This window comes from Butyrivibrio sp. FCS014, from assembly GCF_000526935.1.
Taxonomy (GTDB): domain Bacteria; phylum Bacillota; class Clostridia; order Lachnospirales; family Lachnospiraceae; genus Butyrivibrio.
This window is the reverse complement of the sequence record NZ_JAHA01000007.1, coordinates 384,483-401,022: the sequence shown is the minus strand read 5'-3', so window position 1 is coordinate 401,022 and position 16,540 is coordinate 384,483. Positions and strand designations below refer to the sequence as shown.

Genomic DNA, 16,540 nt, shown 5'->3' with positions numbered 1-16,540 from the left:
ATTGCTCCTGTCCTTGGCGGGACTGCAAAAGCTTAGTCCATGTACTCCCTGATGTTGAGGGTCTCACCGTTCTTCTGCTCATCATCTATGATTCCGGGAACCTGCTCGGTTACATATGCGTCGCCGGTTGCGGGATCAATGTAATAGCGAATCAGCGCTGCTGTGTAGGATCTGTAAAGAACCACAATCTCGCCGGCATCGTTGGTGGAAACCTCCCAATAGATGGTGTAGTCATCGGAATTCACCATATCCTTCAGATCCGGCTGACTTGCAAAGCAATAATTACGCACTGCATTAAGGGCCTGCTCCTCAGTGATGGCTCCCTGAACTGTGTCTGTGGCCTGTGTTGTGTCTGTGGCCTGATTGGCGTCTGCTGCGGGCTCTGCTGCTGTCTCGGCGTCCTGTGATGTTTCTTTTCCCTGGTCTGCATCAGCTGCGGGCTCTGCTGCTGTCTCAGCGTCCTGCTGCGCCACTGTCTCCACCTGAAGGCCGCTTGTTTCCTCACTGTTTGATCCGCATGCAGCCAGGCCAAGAGCCATGCAGCATGCCAGTACGATTACAATTTTCCTTTTCATAATATACTCCTCCTTAAACTAATCGCAACGAATTAATCATACTCTATTTTGGGGAATGTAAATCTAAAAGAATTATGAAATCAGTGATGGAGGCGGGAACGAACCAGAGCGTATCGAGCGCTCAACCATACGGAGGGCTGGGCGGCGTGACGGCAAGGCGATTGCCGTGGCAAGGCGATTGATGTGGCAAGGCGATTGCCCTGGCAAGGCGGCTGCGGAGAGGGTGCTGAAAGGGTCGGTGTACTCATGTAAGATGTGATTTCGCTATTATTTGGCATGACCTTAAAATATAGCGAGAAAATCAGGCCTTTTTCGCTATATTTAAGGAAACATTAAAAAAATAGCGAAGGAAATCAAGAAATCCTTCGCTATTTTTGGGAACTATTCTGAATAATAGCGAAAACCGGACATTTTTCTCGCTATTTTTTTAAGTGACTTGATATTATAGCGAAACCGGCTTCGTGTCAGAAGACCTGTCTCCGAATATACATTTTCCGGCAGCCCACACGCCAAGGTACATCAGCAGGATCACTGCCAGTGTCAGCAGGGCGTAGCCCACAAGATACCCGGGATTTCCCATGAAAGATGAAAGCCAGGACAACGGACTGCCCGGAACCGGCCAATTGACAAAGAAGTAATTGCAGCCAAAATGCTTGTCAAAGGCATAGATTGGCGGCACTACAACGCACAGGAACAAAAGCACGCAGTGAACATGCCGGATGGATGGCGACACTTCCCCGGTAAGCCACAGAACAACAGGGTAAAGAATCAGCAGCCCATGCCAGATGTAGCTGTAAATATTCATGAAGTTAAGAACCGGGTAGTACACCGTCCAGTCTGCAAAGATAAGGGCCGTAAAAGACGCCGGCATTATAAGGATGAAGGCAATCTCGCCAAAGACGTCCCTTACCCACTGCCACAGCGGGCGCCGCCGGGAACCAGCTTCCCGCAAAAGAAATACGAATATCCCGATACTGCAAATATGGAGCGGGAGGTATCCGATTCCAAATCTTCCGACAGAAACCAGAAAGAGATCCTTGAAAACTTCCAAGCCCACCATAAAAAGAGGAATCCCCCTGAGGATCCGTGCTCGCTTTGCCGCTCCAGGCCCCATTATCCACCGGGCCAGAATCACAACAAAAAACAGGGTGATTGCCACACTCAGAAGATGGGCCACACCAAATAATGGGTAGCCCATCCCTGCAGGTATATCATCCTGTTGTTTCCAGAAATATTCAAACATCGCGATTCCCATCAGACCATTGCTGCTGCCAGTTTGGGAAGAATACCAAGATCCGCCGGCAGCCAGTCGACGCTGTCCAGTTCATCTTTCTTAAGCCATTTCGCGGCTTCGTGCTCTAAAAGCTTTAACTTCCCTTCTTCCACGGTGGCCCAGTAGCAGTTCATGTGAAGATGGAACTTCTCATAGTCATAATCTATAACGTCAACAAGATCATGAACTACTATTCCTGCTCCAAGCTCTTCTCGAATCTCCCGGACAAGAGCCTGCCGGGGAGTCTCCCCTTCTTCTATCTTTCCTCCGGGGAATTCCCAGCCATCCTTATAGTCGCCGTATCCCCGCTGGGTCGCAAATATCTTTGTCTTTCTATCGTAATTGTCACAGATGATTGCTGCGACAACATTAACCGTTTTCATACCAAAGCCCCGCCACAAACAGATTACTCTCAGATTTCGATCAGCTCATACTCCTTAACTCCAAAGCCCAGTCCTGCTGCGGTGTCGATGGTGTGCTCACCGTTTCTGGTCTGAACCCTCTCAAGGAAGTGATCACGACCGGGATCATCTGCCTTATAGATGAGATCCATGCAGGCCCTGTCAATGGCCACAGGATCTGTTGATGCCAGAATTCCCACATCAGCCATGCAGGGGTCCTCGGCAACCGCGCAGCAGTCACAGTCAACGGACAGGTTCTTCATAACGTTTATGAAGACCATGTTGCCCTTGAAGTAGTCGACAACTGCAGAAGCCGCTTCCGCCATGGACTCCAGGAAAGCATCCTGCGGAGGAAGGTCTCCCCAGACAACGGTCTGTTCCTCTGCCTTTACATATTTGCCTGCAGAGTGGATATTTACCTTGCCTGCTGTTGATGCGCATCCGATGGAGAGCTGCTTCAAAGCTCCGCCGTAGCCGCCCATGGGATGTCCCTTGAAGTGTGAGAGCACCAGCATGGAATCATAGTTTGCAAGGTTCTTGCCCACGATATCACTCTTTAAATGCCTGGGATTTGCAATTGGAAGCTCAATATCCGGGCCTTCCGCATCCATAAGATCAACGGTAAAGAAATCGTTCCAGCCGTGCTTCTTAATGAGAACCTTATGCTTGTCAGTGTAATTTCTCTCTCCGTCATAGGCGGTATTGCACTCAACAACAGTTCCGTTTACATGCTCAACCATGGGTCTGAAAAACTCAGGTTTTAAGAAGTTCTGGTTTCCGTCCTCGCCGGAATGAACCTTTACAGCCACTTTGCCCTCAAGCTTCTTGCCCAGTGTCTCATACATTTTTACAACCTGCTGCGGTGTAATAGTTCTTGAAAAATAAACCTTTGATACTGATCCCATAAGTGCCTCCTTCTTCAAAAAATCCAGTCATTACAATTAATTATAACAGCTTTCCTTACATCCTGGTGATGGCAAATTTGCAGACATTTACGGCAGTACGCTGAAGCTCAGCCCTTGTAATGCCATCTTCTGATCTAAGACTGTCAAAAAGATCCCTGTCGAACTTGTACTTCTGATTGACCGGTGTCATGTTACCGGGCATCAGCACATCAACCTGAGCTCTTATGCGATATGCATTATCCTTAATACCGGGGAATTCCGGAGATACCGCCTTTCTCATCCACCAGTCGGTAATGACATTTCCCTCGTAGCCCCATTCTTTTCTTAGCACAGTGGTAACAAGGTCGTAGTTATAGTGGCTCCATACGCCATTCACCTTGTTGTAGCTGGTCATGATATTTCCGGGATTTCCAAGCTTTACGCAGTATTCGAAATTCTTAAGATATATCTCCCTGAGAGCCTGCTCTGACACCCTGCTGTCGTTGTGGCTCCTGTTAAATTCTTGATTGTTGCAGGCAAAGTGCTTGGGACAGGCAACGGCGCCGCCCTTCTGAATTCCTCTTACCACTGCTGCCGCAACGTGTCCCGAAAGGAACGGATCTTCGGAGTAATATTCAAAGTTTCGCCCGCAGAGAGGATTTCTGTGGATGTTCATTCCGGGAGCAAGATTAACATCAATTCCGAAATGCATAGCCTCCTGCCCGATGAGCTCAAACACCTCTTCTATCAGCGCCTCATTAAAGGAACATGCAATGGCTGTTCCGCAGGGAAGAAGCGTTGTGAATCTTCTCACACGCAGTCCCGCAGGGCCGTCCGCCGTGATAATGGGCGGGATTCCCTTGCCGCGAAGTGCCTCTGTGATTCCGCCGTAGGCCCCGGCATTTCCCTCTGTTCCGAGAGCCGAGCCCATTGCGCCTTCGCCTCTTCCTATATCGCACAGTTCCTCATCGGAAAGCTGGGCAATGAATTCCTCCATGGTATGCTTTCCGTTCTTTACATCCACCAGCTTAATGCCGCGGTCCCCTGTCTGAGCAATCTCTTTTGGCAGATCCGCAAGGATCCTTTCTCTTCTGGTCGCCTCGCTTATATCAAGGCACTGCTCCACGCAGGTATTCTCAGGAACCTCAAAGCTGTAGATCTTCTCGCTTCTAATGCAGTCGGTTCCTGCAAACACCTTGTATTCTCCGGCCTCGAGGACAAAGGCGTTCTTAAATCCTGTCACTCCCTCTTCATCAAATGACGCGAAGTTTTCCCGGTCAAAAGAAACAGTGACTTCGCAGGACTCTCCCGGTGAAAGGAGCTTTGTCTTGCCGTATCCCACAAGCACCTTCTTTGATTTCTTAAGTTTTCCTTCGGGCGCTTCCACATAAACCTGAACCACCTCTTTGCCGGGGAAGTTTCCGGTGTTGGTGACGGTACACTTTACGCCTGCGTCAGATGCGCGCTCAGCCTTGATGCCAAAGGTTGTGTAGGAAAGGCCAAAGCCGAAGGGATACAGTATCTTCTCGGGAGCAAGGCTCACAAAGTGGCGATAGCCCACATAAATCTCTTCCGCGTAGTCGTTGTATTCTTTGCCGCCGAAGTTATCTGCTGAAGGATAATCCTTGTAGTTTCTTGCGATGGTATCGCTGAGCTTGCCGGAAGGAGATACCTTTCCGGACAGAACATTTCCAAGAGCATTGGCATTTTCCTGTCCCAGCTGCCATGCATAGACAATGGCCGACAGTCTGTAATCCTCGGTAAAAGACAAGTCTATTACATTGCCGCAGTCCATGATAAGAATCGTCTTATCAAAGGCCTTTGTGACCCTGGACAGCATGTCCTTCTCGGTGGCAGTCAGATAGTAACTGCCCTCCTCAAGCTTGTTCTCGCGGTCCTCGCCTGCTGCCCTTCCGATGATAACCATGGCAACATCGCTTTCTCTCTTCGCCTCTTCTACAAGCTGATCTGTCAGGGGCATCTCCTCATAAAAATAAGGCCAATGTCCCCAATATCCATGGTCCGCCTCATTCTCCTCAAGCCCGCACCAGGAATCATAGACAGTCTTCAATTTCTCGTTGTAGGAAATCCCTGCATTCTTAAGTCCCTCGAAAAAAGATATCTCATAGGGCGGATGTACATCTCCGCCGCTGCCGTATCCCACGTAGAACCAGTCGTGCTGCACTCTTCCGAATACCGACACCTTTCTGCCTTCAGTGATCGGAAGCCCCCCGTCATTTTTAAGAAGCACGATTCCCTCACTCGCCAGCTCTCTGACCTTTTCGGGCATACCCGGTGTGATGTAGCGCTTTCCGTCTGCGGTGTTCTCGTCCTGAGCAAGTCCGCTGCCCATGACCTTGTCAAAAAACATTGCTATGTTTTTTTCTATTTTCTTACGAAATTTACTCTTAGGCATATTATTTCCTCTTGGCTAACTGATTAAGCCTGCTCGTACATATTTCCGTTTGCTGTTACTTAGTTTGATTCCGCAAGTGCCTGTGCAATTACATCTTCCATTATATCTTTAGTCATGGCACCCGGTATATAGCCAAGAACATTTCCGTCGGGATTTATCAGGAACGTGGTGGGGAAGGCCGTTATGTAGTAGGGAAGCTGCAGCGTTGCGCCTTCATCCATAAGAACGGGATAGGTGTAGCCGTTCTCCTCCATGAAAGCAGCGATTCCCTCAGCATCTTTCTCCTCTCCCATGCCGGGGAAAGCAACTCCCAGGATCACAACCTCAGAATCTTCCTGCTGTGAATACTTCTCGTACAGTTCCTGGATTGCAGGCATCTCCGCTCTGCAGGGCGGGCACCAGGTTGCCCAGAAATTAAGGAATATCACCTTGCCCCTGTAGTCAGCAAGGCTGTGGGTGTTGCCATACTGGTCTGTCAGAGTAAAATCCGGTGCAGGGATAAGGTCGGTGTCATCCTGCGCTGCAGTATTCCCGGAGTCTGCGGCTGTTTCAGTGTTTTCGGATTCCGAGGCAGTCTGGTCCTGAGTTTCGCCGGTATCTTCCGCTGACTGAGCTGTTTCTTTTCCCTGAGCATCATTCGCGTTGGCATTCTCAGCGTCCGCTGATTCTGCTGTATCCTCGCCTGCCGTCTGCGCTCCCGCAACCTCCAGCTGCGCGCCGGAGAACTTTGAAAGATACCCGGATATGCTGTTGAGACGCCCTGTAAACATCAGTATTCCCATGAGGATCATGAGAACGGCGCCGATTTTGACTGTGTACCTGACAACTCCCCTGTGCTTTCCGAAGAATTCAAGAAGTGAGGTGGTGAACAGTCCCACCAGAAGGAAGGGGATGATGTAGCCCAGGGTGTATACCCCGATCAAAAGAAATCCCACAGAAGCCGAGCTTGCTGAAGCCGCCATGATGAGCACCGAGGACAGCACCGGTCCGATGCAGGGGCTCCAGGCGAAGCTGATAACAAAGCCCATAAGAAGCGCTGTCAGGGGCGACATTGAGAGCTTGCCAAGATCGATGGGAAGCCTTCTCTCGCTGCCAAGGAGGCGGCTGTCGCCGAACACGCCTAGCTGATACAAGCCGAACATGATGACAATTATTCCGCCGATCCTCACAAACAGGATCTGGTTGCCGCTAAAGAACCTGCCCAGCACGCTAAGTCCCATTCCCAGAAGGAAAAAGGCAAAGCTTACGCCGATTACGAAGAATACTGTATTTATCATGACTTTGGCTCTGTCGTAATGTCTTTTCCCCTCTTCGTCCTCCTTAAGGGTTCCGCCGGAAAGATATCCCATATAGACAGGAAGCAGGGGCAGTACGCATGGTGAAAAGAAGCTGAGCAGTCCCTGCAGGAATACGGTAAACAATGTAACGTTCATATGAAAAACCTTTCTTATATTGCCATTAACTGTGTTTCATAGTGCACTAATTCATTTTGTGCAATCTATTATAGCATAAAATTAACTTTTTTATAGCGGTACAATTTTCCTGTATAATATTACAAAGAAAATACTTTTCGGAGGGAAGAAATGAAAACCAGATCTCACAAGATACTCGACCATCCCATTTTGGGATACTTCATTCTATTTGTTTTTGCATTGATATTTATGAATTTGGGCACCACGATAGACCTTATGATCGCCCGGTTTATTCCGGGGTACGGCACTGAACTCGTAACCCCGGCAGGAACCACAACCACTGCAATTGGAATTGGCGCAGCCATAGGCGCACTTGTAGCGATATTTATTTACATGCTGTGGTTCAGGCCTGATTTTCAGGACATCCTGTCAGGTAAGGGCTTTGTTAAGGCTCTTTTGATGATGCTTCCGGCACTTCTTATCCACTATGTGGGCAGCGCTGTCAGTATGATAACCTTAGGAACAAGCAGCGTATTTCTGGCACTTCTGAAAGCCACCGCACCCGGCTTTGGTGAAGAGGCCATGTTCCGCATTCTCGGGGTTTCCAACTACATGAGAACAGCTAAGTCCGAGAAAAAGATAATGACCATTTTCTGGCTCTCCTCCGTATTCTTCGGTCTGTTCCACCTTACAAACATCTTATCCGGAGCAGACATCGCTGCCGCTCTTATTCAGGCCGTCTATGCCATAGGCATCGGAATGATCCTGGGCGCCGTGTATCTTAGGACCGCCAACGCCTGGGCTGTTATTCTCGCACATATGAGCCTTGATTTCCTGGAGTTCTGCCGCGGCGATCTTGGCAGCACCGGCGGAATCATGACAGGCATGGGAATAGGCGACTGGATCACCGTGGCCGCTGCAATTGTGGCTGCAGTGCTGGCTTTAAGGCTTGTAAGCAAAGACAACCGCCCGGCGATCATGGAACTTTGGAACAAAAAATGGAACAAGGAGGGATCTGTCTGACCCTCACCTGTTCCACTTATCATTACTCAAAATATTGCATTTTCTCGACAACCTTGATCGGGCTCTTTACCAGCCCTGCAAAGACCTGTGCATCGGATTTCTTGCCCACTATGCTTCCGTAGTGGGTAGGGATGACGTACTCAGGTCTTATTATATTGGCAAGTTCCGCCGCTCTCTTGGCATCCATGGTGTAGGTTCCACCTATGGGCAAAAGAGCTATCTCGCACTTAACCTGTTTTGCCTCCGATGTAAGTCCCGTGTCCCCGGCAATATATATGCGTTTGCCGTCAACTCTCAGGATATATCCGACCCATTCAGCTCTCTTGGGGTGGAAGGGCTTTAACGTATTATAGGCGGGAACTGTCTCAAGCTCCAATCCGCTTATCTCGCGATAAACCCCGGGCTTTACCCCCACCAGCTCTTTTACCTCATGTCCTACTTCCCCGGCATCGTCGATCATGCTCTCGGGGCAGACAAGCACTGTGGAAGATTTGATGACCTTGCGGATATCCTCCACGGAAAAGTGATCATAGTGCTGATGTGTGATGAGTACAAAGTCTGCGTCATGGGGCTCTTCCTTCAAGTGGAAAGGATCAATATAAATTGTGCCCACGTCGCTTCTGATCCTGATGCTGCTCTGGGTAAATACATCGATTCTGTCTAGCATATAATCCCCCTTCTGTCACTTTCTTGCGGTTATCAGTACTTAAATGTGAAGCTGTATGCCTCTTCAGGCCCTACAATGGAGCCGTCTGTCTCTGCCACATAAAATGTGGAATCAAAGATGGAGAAATCTATGGTTCCTGCCACATTCCCGTCATCGCTGTTAAATCTAAGGACCTGAACTCCACCGGGATAATCATCTGTTGTTGCCCATCCCTTGATTACCTTTGAATCATCGATGTGGATCAGAATATCATAGGAGCCGTTCTCCATGCCCTCTGTAATGATAAGGTAATGGTCCCCGTCGTAATCGCCGTAGTAGCCGCAGGGTGTGGAATCCGGAAGCTCAAAGGCCACATCATCATTAAGGTCCGCCAGGGTACTTGCAAGGCTGAATGCCTTCTGCTTGTATCGCATTGCCTCATTGTAATTATAGATCATGGCGTAGATTGAGCCTTCCTTGTAGGTTTCGCTCATCTTCTCCGCCATGGAAGGCACGTACCTTTCCCACTTCTCGTAATCAGGTTGAATCTCGCTGTAGATCTCCGGGTCTTTTTCCTGAATCCTGCTCAGGAGGCTAGCCACTTCTTCCTTCCAGACCTGCGTACCCCATTTGGAAAGAAGGTTGATGCTGGTCTGATCGGGAGCGTTCATGCGAAGCTCGTCATATTTGTCGTAAAGTTTGTTAACACTTACAAGTTCGGCGGAAAGAGATTCCGAAGAAGCTACGATATCGGCTATCTCGCTGCGGATCTGCTCTGTGTAGTCATCCCCGGCATTTTCCGAAGTGCAGGACTCGGTGGTGACTTCGTTTCCTGTTGCTCCTTCTTCGCCGGATCCTGCGTCGTTTTGCCCGGCGGTATCTGCAGTCTCTGTGCCTGTTTCGCTGCTTTGTCCTACCTGCTCAAACATGGAATCCTGCGCCGGTTCGGAGCCTTTGCCGCATCCTCCCAGCACAAACACGGCAGCCAGAGCTGCCGCAACTAATTTTCTTTTCACAATATTCCTCCTCAGTTCTTTTCCCTCTTCTATGTCGGATGCGCATTCCTTATGCACCCGGATAGACTTACTTATAATTATACCACGGAAAAGTACCGGAAAAGGGATGTTATGCTACGGTCTACTAAGAAGCCTGGGAAGTTATGCTACCTCCCGAGCAGGAACAAGCTCTTTTGCGCCATCTTCTTTGGCTTTCAGCTCCTTAAGCATAACTGCGGACATAATAGCAGCGGCAATGATGGAGCCGATATCCGCTATGGGTGCAGAATACAGTGCGCCTTCCACACCCAAAAACATGGGAAGCACAATAGCAAAAGGAACGCTCAGCACAAAGTCTCTGAGGAGAGACAGTCCCATGGACATCACAGGCTTACCCAGCGCCTGCAGGAATACGCTGATTGATTTCTGAAGACAGGTGAGGACTATCATCGAAAGGAAGAGCCTGAAGGACAATACCGCAAATTCGTTATACAGGCCGTCTTCGCTTCCAAATATTGAGGTGATCTGCAGCGGGAAGAACTCAAAGAGGATCAGAGCAACGGTGCCAACTACGGTTTCAGCCTTAACGATAGCCATAAAGATCTGTCTGACCCTTCTGTACTCTCCTGCTCCGTAGTTGTAGCCGATAACCGGCTGAGATCCTGCTGCGATGCCGATGCATACTGAGATAACGATCTGGAATACCTTCATGACGATCCCCACAACTGTAAGAGGAATGTCTGCGCCGTATTTGCTTCTGGCGCCGTAGACAACAAGGACATTGTTCATAACGCCCATGATCACAACGATCGAGATCTGAGTAAGGAAGCTGCTGATTCCAAGGGGCAGGAATTTTCCGATGATCTCAGGGTCAGGGAGAAAGCTCTTTTTACTGAGCCTGACTGACTTGGCTCTTGTAAGATATGCGATCCCGCAGATAGCAGTAACAATCTGGCCTGTGATTGTGGCAAGTGCAGCGCCCATCATTCCCAAGCCCAGAGCGAAAATGGCAACCGGGTCCAGGATCACATTTATGATGCAGCCCACAAGTGTAGTGATCATGGCAAACTTAGGGCTTCCATCGGCTCTGATGATGGAGTTTAATCCGTTTCCAACCACGAAGAAAGGAATTCCGATGATAATAAAATTGAAGTATTCACTTGCGTAGGCAAAGTTATTCTCTGTGGCTCCAAAGACGTAGAGAATCCGGCTCTTGAATACAGCAAAAAGAACTGTCATCAAAAGGCCCATGCCAACGAGCAAAGTGACTGCATTTCCCACACTTTTGTTGGCGCTCTTTAAGTCTTTTTTGCCCTGGCACAGGCTGAGGAATGCTGCGCATCCGTCGCCGATCATAAGAGCAACGGCAAGTGAGATTATTGTTATGGGGAAAACCACGTTTGTTGCGCCGTTCCCAAGATATCCGATTCCGCGGCCGATGAAGATCTGGTCGACAATATTGTAAAGTGCCGACACCAGAAGGGACATGATGCAGGGTATCGAGAATTTAAGCAGAAGCTTTCCGATCTTTTCTTCTGCGAGATATTTGTTTGCGTTCTGATTCATTTTTTACCTCCAAGCACAAAAAAATACGCATGCAAAGGCCTTCACTTCACATGCGTACAGTTACAACCCGGCCGCCCGATACAGGCAGCCAATATTATGTTTTCGTTTATTTCCAGGTTGTATTTTAATGATTTTCAGAGTTCTTCGTAATAGTCGAATTTCACAAAATTAATGGATTTTTCGCCGCCGGCGCTTTCAATTATCCACAACCAGTGAATCTTCAGGCAAAAGAGACAGCTTCCGAACCACAATTTATAAGGCTGGATTTGGAATCCTGACCTTATCAAACCTGTTGAGAACTTCGATCATGTCATCCTCAAGCCTCTTACAGGTATTGGCTTTCATATCCTCGGGGATGCCATAGAATGCCTCTGCCATGCCGCCCGCAATACAGGTCAGGGTGTCGCAGTCACCGCCAAGTGACACCGCAGTCCTTATAACATCCTCAAAGCTCTCTCCTTCAAGGAAGGCTGTGATTGCCTCCGGCACCGTCTTCTGGCAGGATTCATTGTGAAAATACCCGGGTCTTATCTCATCACAGGTGCGGCTTAAGTCATAACCGAACTCTTTTATCACATATTCTTTTATCTCATCCTTAGTAGCCCCTGTCCTTGCCATAAAGATGACGGATGCCGTTGCCTCTGCGCCTTTGATCCCCTCCGGGTGATTGTGAGTCACCTCTGCGGTCCAGCGGGCAACTTCCCTGGTCCTGTCCAGGTTGTCATAGAGCCATCCAACCGATGAGACCCTCATGGCCGAGCCGTTTCCGTAACTGCCGTAGGGCTTGGGATCCGGGCCAAAAAGCCAGCGGAAGAACCTTCCGCCATAGCCCGCGTTGGGATAGCGATTTCCCCATGCGCGCATCTTTTTAACCAGCGCCTCTTTTATCTGTTCTTCACCGGAATCCTTCCCGGCTTCCATGATTCCGTCCGCAATCGCGATGCTCATAACGCTGTCATCAGTGAACTGAACCCACTTGTTCCACATTTCAAATTCCTTGCTCTTATCACCCCTGTCAAACTCATAGGGTGCTCCAACCATATCTCCTAAAATTGCTCCGTACATAAATACCTCCGTTCTGCGCTGTCTGTCCCGACTGAGCTGTTTCTTTTCTCCGGTGTCTCTCCCCGGGCTTAAGTCGCTTACCCGAAACCTGCCTGTTTTCTTGTTATGAGATGATTATAGGAAAAAAGAAAAGAGAAGTGGTCACCTGCGAGGCGACCTGCTTCTCTATGGTCTCATGAAATGCTGCACTCGTAAGTGGCCCGCTTTAGGGGTTACATCTCTTGCAGGGCTTGTACCCCTTCTCGATCAGCTCATCTCTGCTGCCTTCAAAGTACCACTTATTCTTCTCCTTCATATCCGATACGCTGCTGCAGCCTGGATAGTGGAACTTCTTAGTATTCTTATTGGCGATGTATGCGGTTCCTGCGGGAACATCGGATGCCTCATTACCTGTCGAAGATCTTACTGATCCATTCCCGGAATCTCCGCCAGTTATCATAAAAGAATTCGCATCAACCGTCTTTATGGGTTCAGGCGCAATCTTGCTGCTTCCGTTGGTATAATTTATCTCAATACCGGGCTGCACGTTGTAGCAGAACACGTTAAAAGAGATTCCTTTGCCCTTATCTTCAACGGAGTAGGCCTCAATCTGAATTCCGCTGCAAAGAAGGTTCTTGCCTTCAAATACAGGCGTCACCCTGTACATTACATGCTTGCCGCTATCGGTGATATATTCGGCAACTGCGTTCTCATAGGGAAGCATGCCTTCAACATTCATATATCTTGTGCCTGTGATCAGGTTCTTCTCGTTGGCATTTTCTCCGGCCAGCTGGTATCCAATCATATGACATCTGTTGAAAAGATACGGAGGATCTGAATCTACAATTCCGGGATACTTCTTCTGTCTCCAGCCCGTGGGGCGAACATCGCCGATTGCCCCGCGCTCCTCTGTAGGCATAAGGTCTTTGCCCAGGCACGCAAGCGCAGGAGTGCATCTTCCCAGCTTGTCCAATTCTCCGTAGCTTTCAAAGGACTTTGTTGTAATCTCATCCTTGGAAAAAACAGGAACATTCTTATTGAGCTGCACAGAGGCTTCTCCGGCATATTCAGGGATCTCGGGCAGATCACCGCCTACGGTATTGCCGGCACTGCTGCTGATGCTCCTAAACAGAAAGCCGGAGGCCATCAGGCAAACGGCCAGTATGAGAGCAAATATCCTGTTTGCAAAACGGGTATTATTCATGCTCCTTGTGATCATCATCTTCTTCATGATTTCGTCCTCCGCGAGGGCCTGAACAGCCGCAAACACTTCTCAGTCTATATATTCCCAGGTCTTCTGCACTGTATCTATTCGGCAAAACTCTTGATTACCTATTGATACTCCGCTTCTGGTGGTGGAAAACGTATCCACAGTGATCATGTTATCCTGAACCAGAACCTTGTCAACAGGGGTGTGCCCCACGACCTGAAAAAGATCCTCCGGGAACATGCCCATAGCCAGATTGCCGTACTGCGGCCGAACCCAGATAGGCGAATTGTTCTCCCACAATTTGTCGTAGTCACACTCATTTATCATATCGATCATGCAGTCCGGATCATCCATCATATTGAAATACCAGGCTTCGGCATATTCTCTGGTAAGACCTGCATGGGAAAAAAGTGTGTTGTCCACCCGGTGGATTATGGCAAGATTCTCAGGGGCTTCCAAAGCATCCCGCAGTTCCTCGAATTTGTCGCACACAAGATCCGCGGCTGCAAGGGAAAATCCCGGGTGATCATACTGGCTCCAGATGTAGGAAAGATCGTGGTTGCCATAGCACCAGAGGGAATCGGGATATCTTTTGGCAAAAGAGATAGCTGCTTCCAGGGTCTCACCATACAGATCCACGTTGAATTGGCATCCCCAATCGTCCACCAGATCTCCTATAAAAACTGCTCTTTCGCAGTCTGTTGTCTCCATTATATCAATAGCCTGGCTGAACATCCACGGTTTGAGATGAACATCAGGTATTACAAGCACTTTACTCATATGACTCCCTCCTGTTATCGGAATCCTGTGCTCCTTAGCTGAGTACCAGATTTGCGAACAGGTCTCCCATGCAGAAACTAAGGTGCTGTGTCTCTTCTTCTCTTGCTGTTCTGTAAAACTCGTTGAGCTCGTAGTCGGGATCCTGTTCAAGCTTGGCAAAAAGGAGCGCCGTATTGTAGGCATCTGAAAACCCGTCATGGGCTCTGCCTTCGGGAATAATATCAGAAGCAATAAGGGCCTCTTCAAGTTTGTAGCAATGCTCACGTTTCATCTTACGGCCAAAAGTCTTCTGGCAGTCGATCCAGTTTGCGATGACGATCTCAATGCGCTCATCCTTGATACCCTTGGCTGTCACTTCGTGAAGGATCTGCATGGGATCTGATGTGCTCCAGGATACACATCTGACATCATCGCAGGGAAGCCACTCCAGAAAATCCAGTATAGCTTTTTCAAAGCTGGGAGCTGTCATCACGTCGCCCTGGGATATACCGGTCATATTCTCGATATACCAGTCTATGGAACCGTATTCAGGTCTTACATAAGTATTAAATTCATCGATGATCCGGTAGTCCTCGTCCAGAAGAACCGCACCGATCTGTATGGTCTCTTGGCGGTATTTATATATGGACTTGTTGTATCCCTTAGGTACTTTACACATCTCAAGATCTATGACAGCGTACTTCATATAGCCTCCTGTAGTTTCGAAAGTGTTAGGTTGATAAGTATTCTATTATATATACCCATGAGAATACATTTTGGTTTTAGTGAATAAAAAATTCTTATTTTTCCGCTTTGGCGCCTATCCGTTTTGCGCTTATCAATGTCACATATCTTACCAAAATTGCTGTCCAAATTATAGTCCTCATTCTCAAAATCAGTCCGGCCACAAAAGAGAAGGGAAAAGCCCCCATCCTATATGCGGATGGGAGCTTCCCAAATGATTCCCCTATGTTAAATCTCTCTCCCGTCGACATCTATCACTTCAATGTCATCGTCTTTTTTGTTTATCCTGAAGTCATTTCTGTTCGCCGCCAGGTACAAGAGAATTGCTATCACGTCGTCAACAGGTCCGGGTAAAAGATCTGCCGGTGAAACCACGTAGATAACAAGAACTGCGAGAATCAGCCATTTAAAAAGCTTACTATCTCTCATGTGCAACCTCCCTTCGAAACAATCGGTAATGCTTGATCCTGATTAAAGTATAGCCCGGAGCAGGTCAAAAGATACATCGCGGATGCCGCGACTTTGGCGACATAATTCACTTTTTTCGCGAATTAAAAAAGGGCGCCCGCCGAAGCGATCGCCCAATAAAATCCGCCATCAGAAATTGTTTCCGTTCCAACCCCAATCGCCTGTTCCGAAATAGCTGACATAAAGGTGATCCGGTGCAATTCCGAGAATATCTCCGTAGATTGCAGTCAGCTCCTGAGTCATTTTGCCGCAGGCATCAGAGGATGCGCCGCCGTATACTTTGACATCGATGTAGGCTATGGGCTCAGAATTATCGCCTCTGAAGTACATAGGCACATCCCCCTCAATGGCCAGCATCAGCCAGTTCTCGCTCTTACCCGGCAGTATGGAAATGGCCTGTCCCAGGCGCTTCTTGAGCTGGGTCTCCTTCTCTTTTGATACAGTTACGTTAGTCTTGGTTGAAATAAATGGCATGAATACTTCCTCCTTTTTCTATAGATACGCTTTAGCGCCGCATGGCCTGCGCCTGCGCGGCTGCATTACTCACTTTTCGGTTGGACTACTAACTTGCTCACTTTTCTGTCGCCCGGGCCTTCACCATCTCCAGCTCTTCCGGATGAATGCAGTGCTTGAAGGCATTGGCCCTGACTCCCTCGATGCATTCGTCCAGATTCATCCAGCGAACCGCGCTCACCTCTTCCTCCTGAAGCACAAGGTCTTTTTCCTCAACATCGGCCCACAAAAGGAACACCTTGGTGAACTGCCTGTCATGGTACTCCTCGCCAAAAAACACATCATCCCAGATGATCTTTCTGTCCCCGCAGTAAATAAGGTCTTCTTTGGAGGCGGTAATTCCCAGCTCCTCCTTGAGTTCCCTAACCGCAGAACCCAGAAACTCCTGTCCTGCAGTGATATGTCCGGCGCTGGATATGTCGTAACATCCGGGAAAAGACTTGGTGTCTGCCCGTTTCTGCAGAAGTACCTCCGGGCCACCGGCTCTTTTTCTGAGGATCCATACGTGGGAAGTCCTGTGCCACACTCCGTTTCTGTGGGCGAACTTCCGCTCTACGGTCTCCCCTGTGGGGTTCCCGTTTTCGTCGACTATATCAAGATATTCCATTTTC

At 48.8% G+C, this 16,540-nt stretch carries 17 protein-coding genes; 1 reads left to right on the top strand and 16 read right to left on the bottom strand.

Translation table 11 applies throughout. The annotated features are described in order from the left end of the window. Positions 1-32: 32 nt before the first annotated feature. The 6 genes from T456_RS0108505 to T456_RS0108480 all read right to left on the bottom strand — a co-directional run bounded on the left by T456_RS0108505 (position 33) and on the right by T456_RS0108480 (position 6,982). Positions 33-575 carry a hypothetical protein gene (locus T456_RS0108505; RefSeq protein WP_024865768.1) on the bottom strand — a complete coding sequence of 181 codons (543 nt, stop codon included), beginning with the start codon at positions 573-575 and terminating at the stop codon, positions 33-35. Between the two features lie 442 nt (positions 576-1,017). Beyond that, positions 1,018-1,773: a YwaF family protein gene (locus T456_RS21225; protein ID WP_242835899.1), complete on the bottom strand. Its 756-nt coding sequence runs from the start codon at positions 1,771-1,773 to the stop codon at positions 1,018-1,020. A gap of 56 nt (positions 1,774-1,829) precedes the next feature. Continuing rightward, on the bottom strand, positions 1,830-2,231 hold the full coding sequence (locus T456_RS0108495; RefSeq protein WP_024865766.1) for a (deoxy)nucleoside triphosphate pyrophosphohydrolase: 402 nt from the start codon (positions 2,229-2,231) through the stop codon (positions 1,830-1,832). Between the two features lie 29 nt (positions 2,232-2,260). Next, complete coding sequence (locus tag T456_RS0108490; protein WP_024865765.1) at positions 2,261-3,154, bottom strand: DUF362 domain-containing protein; 894 nt, start codon at positions 3,152-3,154, stop codon at positions 2,261-2,263. Between the two features lie 55 nt (positions 3,155-3,209). Beyond that, entirely contained in the window at positions 3,210-5,549 is a 2,340-nt protein-coding gene (locus T456_RS0108485) for a glycoside hydrolase family 3 protein (RefSeq protein WP_024865764.1), read from the bottom strand. Between the two features lie 59 nt (positions 5,550-5,608). Further along, entirely contained in the window at positions 5,609-6,982 is a 1,374-nt protein-coding gene (locus tag T456_RS0108480) for a redoxin domain-containing protein (RefSeq protein WP_024865763.1), read from the bottom strand. 150 nt (positions 6,983-7,132) lie between these two features. Between T456_RS0108480 and T456_RS21220 the strand changes: the two genes are divergently transcribed. After that, positions 7,133-7,984 (top strand): CPBP family intramembrane glutamic endopeptidase, encoded by an 852-nt coding sequence (locus T456_RS21220; protein WP_024865762.1) that lies wholly within the window; start codon positions 7,133-7,135, stop codon positions 7,982-7,984. Between the two features lie 22 nt (positions 7,985-8,006). On the opposite strand, the gene T456_RS0108470 is transcribed toward T456_RS21220, so the two are convergent. The 10 genes from T456_RS0108470 to T456_RS0108420 form a co-directional block, all read right to left on the bottom strand. Further along, a complete protein-coding gene (locus tag T456_RS0108470; protein ID WP_024865761.1) occupies positions 8,007-8,651 on the bottom strand; it encodes an MBL fold metallo-hydrolase in 645 nt (214 codons plus the stop codon). Positions 8,652-8,683: 32 nt separating this feature from the next. After that, positions 8,684-9,646 (bottom strand): hypothetical protein, encoded by a 963-nt coding sequence (locus T456_RS0108465; protein ID WP_024865760.1) that lies wholly within the window; start codon positions 9,644-9,646, stop codon positions 8,684-8,686. A gap of 141 nt (positions 9,647-9,787) precedes the next feature. Then, positions 9,788-11,191 (bottom strand): MATE family efflux transporter, encoded by a 1,404-nt coding sequence (locus T456_RS0108460; protein WP_024865759.1) that lies wholly within the window; start codon positions 11,189-11,191, stop codon positions 9,788-9,790. Between the two features lie 252 nt (positions 11,192-11,443). Next, on the bottom strand, positions 11,444-12,256 hold the full coding sequence (locus T456_RS0108455) for an ADP-ribosylglycohydrolase family protein (protein ID WP_024865758.1): 813 nt from the start codon (positions 12,254-12,256) through the stop codon (positions 11,444-11,446). 205 nt (positions 12,257-12,461) lie between these two features. Further along, entirely contained in the window at positions 12,462-13,466 is a 1,005-nt protein-coding gene (locus T456_RS0108450) for a DNA/RNA non-specific endonuclease (RefSeq protein ID WP_024865757.1), read from the bottom strand. A 42-nt stretch (positions 13,467-13,508) separates the two neighbouring features. Next, positions 13,509-14,225: a metallophosphoesterase gene (locus T456_RS0108445; RefSeq protein ID WP_024865756.1), complete on the bottom strand. Its 717-nt coding sequence runs from the start codon at positions 14,223-14,225 to the stop codon at positions 13,509-13,511. 34 nt (positions 14,226-14,259) lie between these two features. Then, positions 14,260-14,910, bottom strand: a complete 651-nt coding sequence (locus T456_RS0108440; protein ID WP_024865755.1) for a 3'-5' exonuclease — start codon at positions 14,908-14,910, stop codon at positions 14,260-14,262. A gap of 266 nt (positions 14,911-15,176) precedes the next feature. Further along, positions 15,177-15,377, bottom strand: coding sequence for a hypothetical protein (locus T456_RS0108430; protein WP_024865754.1), 201 nt, complete (start codon positions 15,375-15,377; stop codon positions 15,177-15,179). 168 nt (positions 15,378-15,545) lie between these two features. Then, positions 15,546-15,890: a phenylpyruvate tautomerase MIF-related protein gene (locus T456_RS0108425; protein WP_024865753.1), complete on the bottom strand. Its 345-nt coding sequence runs from the start codon at positions 15,888-15,890 to the stop codon at positions 15,546-15,548. Positions 15,891-15,987: 97 nt separating this feature from the next. Further along, on the bottom strand, positions 15,988-16,536 hold the full coding sequence (locus T456_RS0108420; protein ID WP_024865752.1) for an NUDIX hydrolase: 549 nt from the start codon (positions 16,534-16,536) through the stop codon (positions 15,988-15,990). Positions 16,537-16,540 lie beyond the last annotated feature (4 nt).

Coding starts and splice junctions, on each gene's coding strand:
- T456_RS0108460 (WP_024865759.1), bottom strand. CDS start 11,191: ATGAATCAGAACGCAAACAAATATCTCGCAGAAGAAAAGATCGGAAAG.
- T456_RS0108470 (WP_024865761.1), bottom strand. CDS start 8,651: ATGCTAGACAGAATCGATGTATTTACCCAGAGCAGCATCAGGATCAGA.
- T456_RS0108420 (WP_024865752.1), bottom strand. CDS start 16,536: ATGGAATATCTTGATATAGTCGACGAAAACGGGAACCCCACAGGGGAG.
- T456_RS0108495 (WP_024865766.1), bottom strand. CDS start 2,231: ATGAAAACGGTTAATGTTGTCGCAGCAATCATCTGTGACAATTACGAT.
- T456_RS0108480 (WP_024865763.1), bottom strand. CDS start 6,982: ATGAACGTTACATTGTTTACCGTATTCCTGCAGGGACTGCTCAGCTTC.
- T456_RS0108440 (WP_024865755.1), bottom strand. CDS start 14,910: ATGAAGTACGCTGTCATAGATCTTGAGATGTGTAAAGTACCTAAGGGA.
- T456_RS0108485 (WP_024865764.1), bottom strand. CDS start 5,549: ATGCCTAAGAGTAAATTTCGTAAGAAAATAGAAAAAAACATAGCAATG.
- T456_RS0108430 (WP_024865754.1), bottom strand. CDS start 15,377: ATGAGAGATAGTAAGCTTTTTAAATGGCTGATTCTCGCAGTTCTTGTT.
- T456_RS0108425 (WP_024865753.1), bottom strand. CDS start 15,890: ATGCCATTTATTTCAACCAAGACTAACGTAACTGTATCAAAAGAGAAG.
- T456_RS21220 (WP_024865762.1), top strand. CDS start 7,133: ATGAAAACCAGATCTCACAAGATACTCGACCATCCCATTTTGGGATAC.
- T456_RS0108445 (WP_024865756.1), bottom strand. CDS start 14,225: ATGAGTAAAGTGCTTGTAATACCTGATGTTCATCTCAAACCGTGGATG.
- T456_RS0108455 (WP_024865758.1), bottom strand. CDS start 12,256: ATGTACGGAGCAATTTTAGGAGATATGGTTGGAGCACCCTATGAGTTT.
- T456_RS0108505 (WP_024865768.1), bottom strand. CDS start 575: ATGAAAAGGAAAATTGTAATCGTACTGGCATGCTGCATGGCTCTTGGC.
- T456_RS0108450 (WP_024865757.1), bottom strand. CDS start 13,466: ATGAAGAAGATGATGATCACAAGGAGCATGAATAATACCCGTTTTGCA.
- T456_RS21225 (WP_242835899.1), bottom strand. CDS start 1,773: ATGGGCTACCCATTATTTGGTGTGGCCCATCTTCTGAGTGTGGCAATC.
- T456_RS0108490 (WP_024865765.1), bottom strand. CDS start 3,154: ATGGGATCAGTATCAAAGGTTTATTTTTCAAGAACTATTACACCGCAG.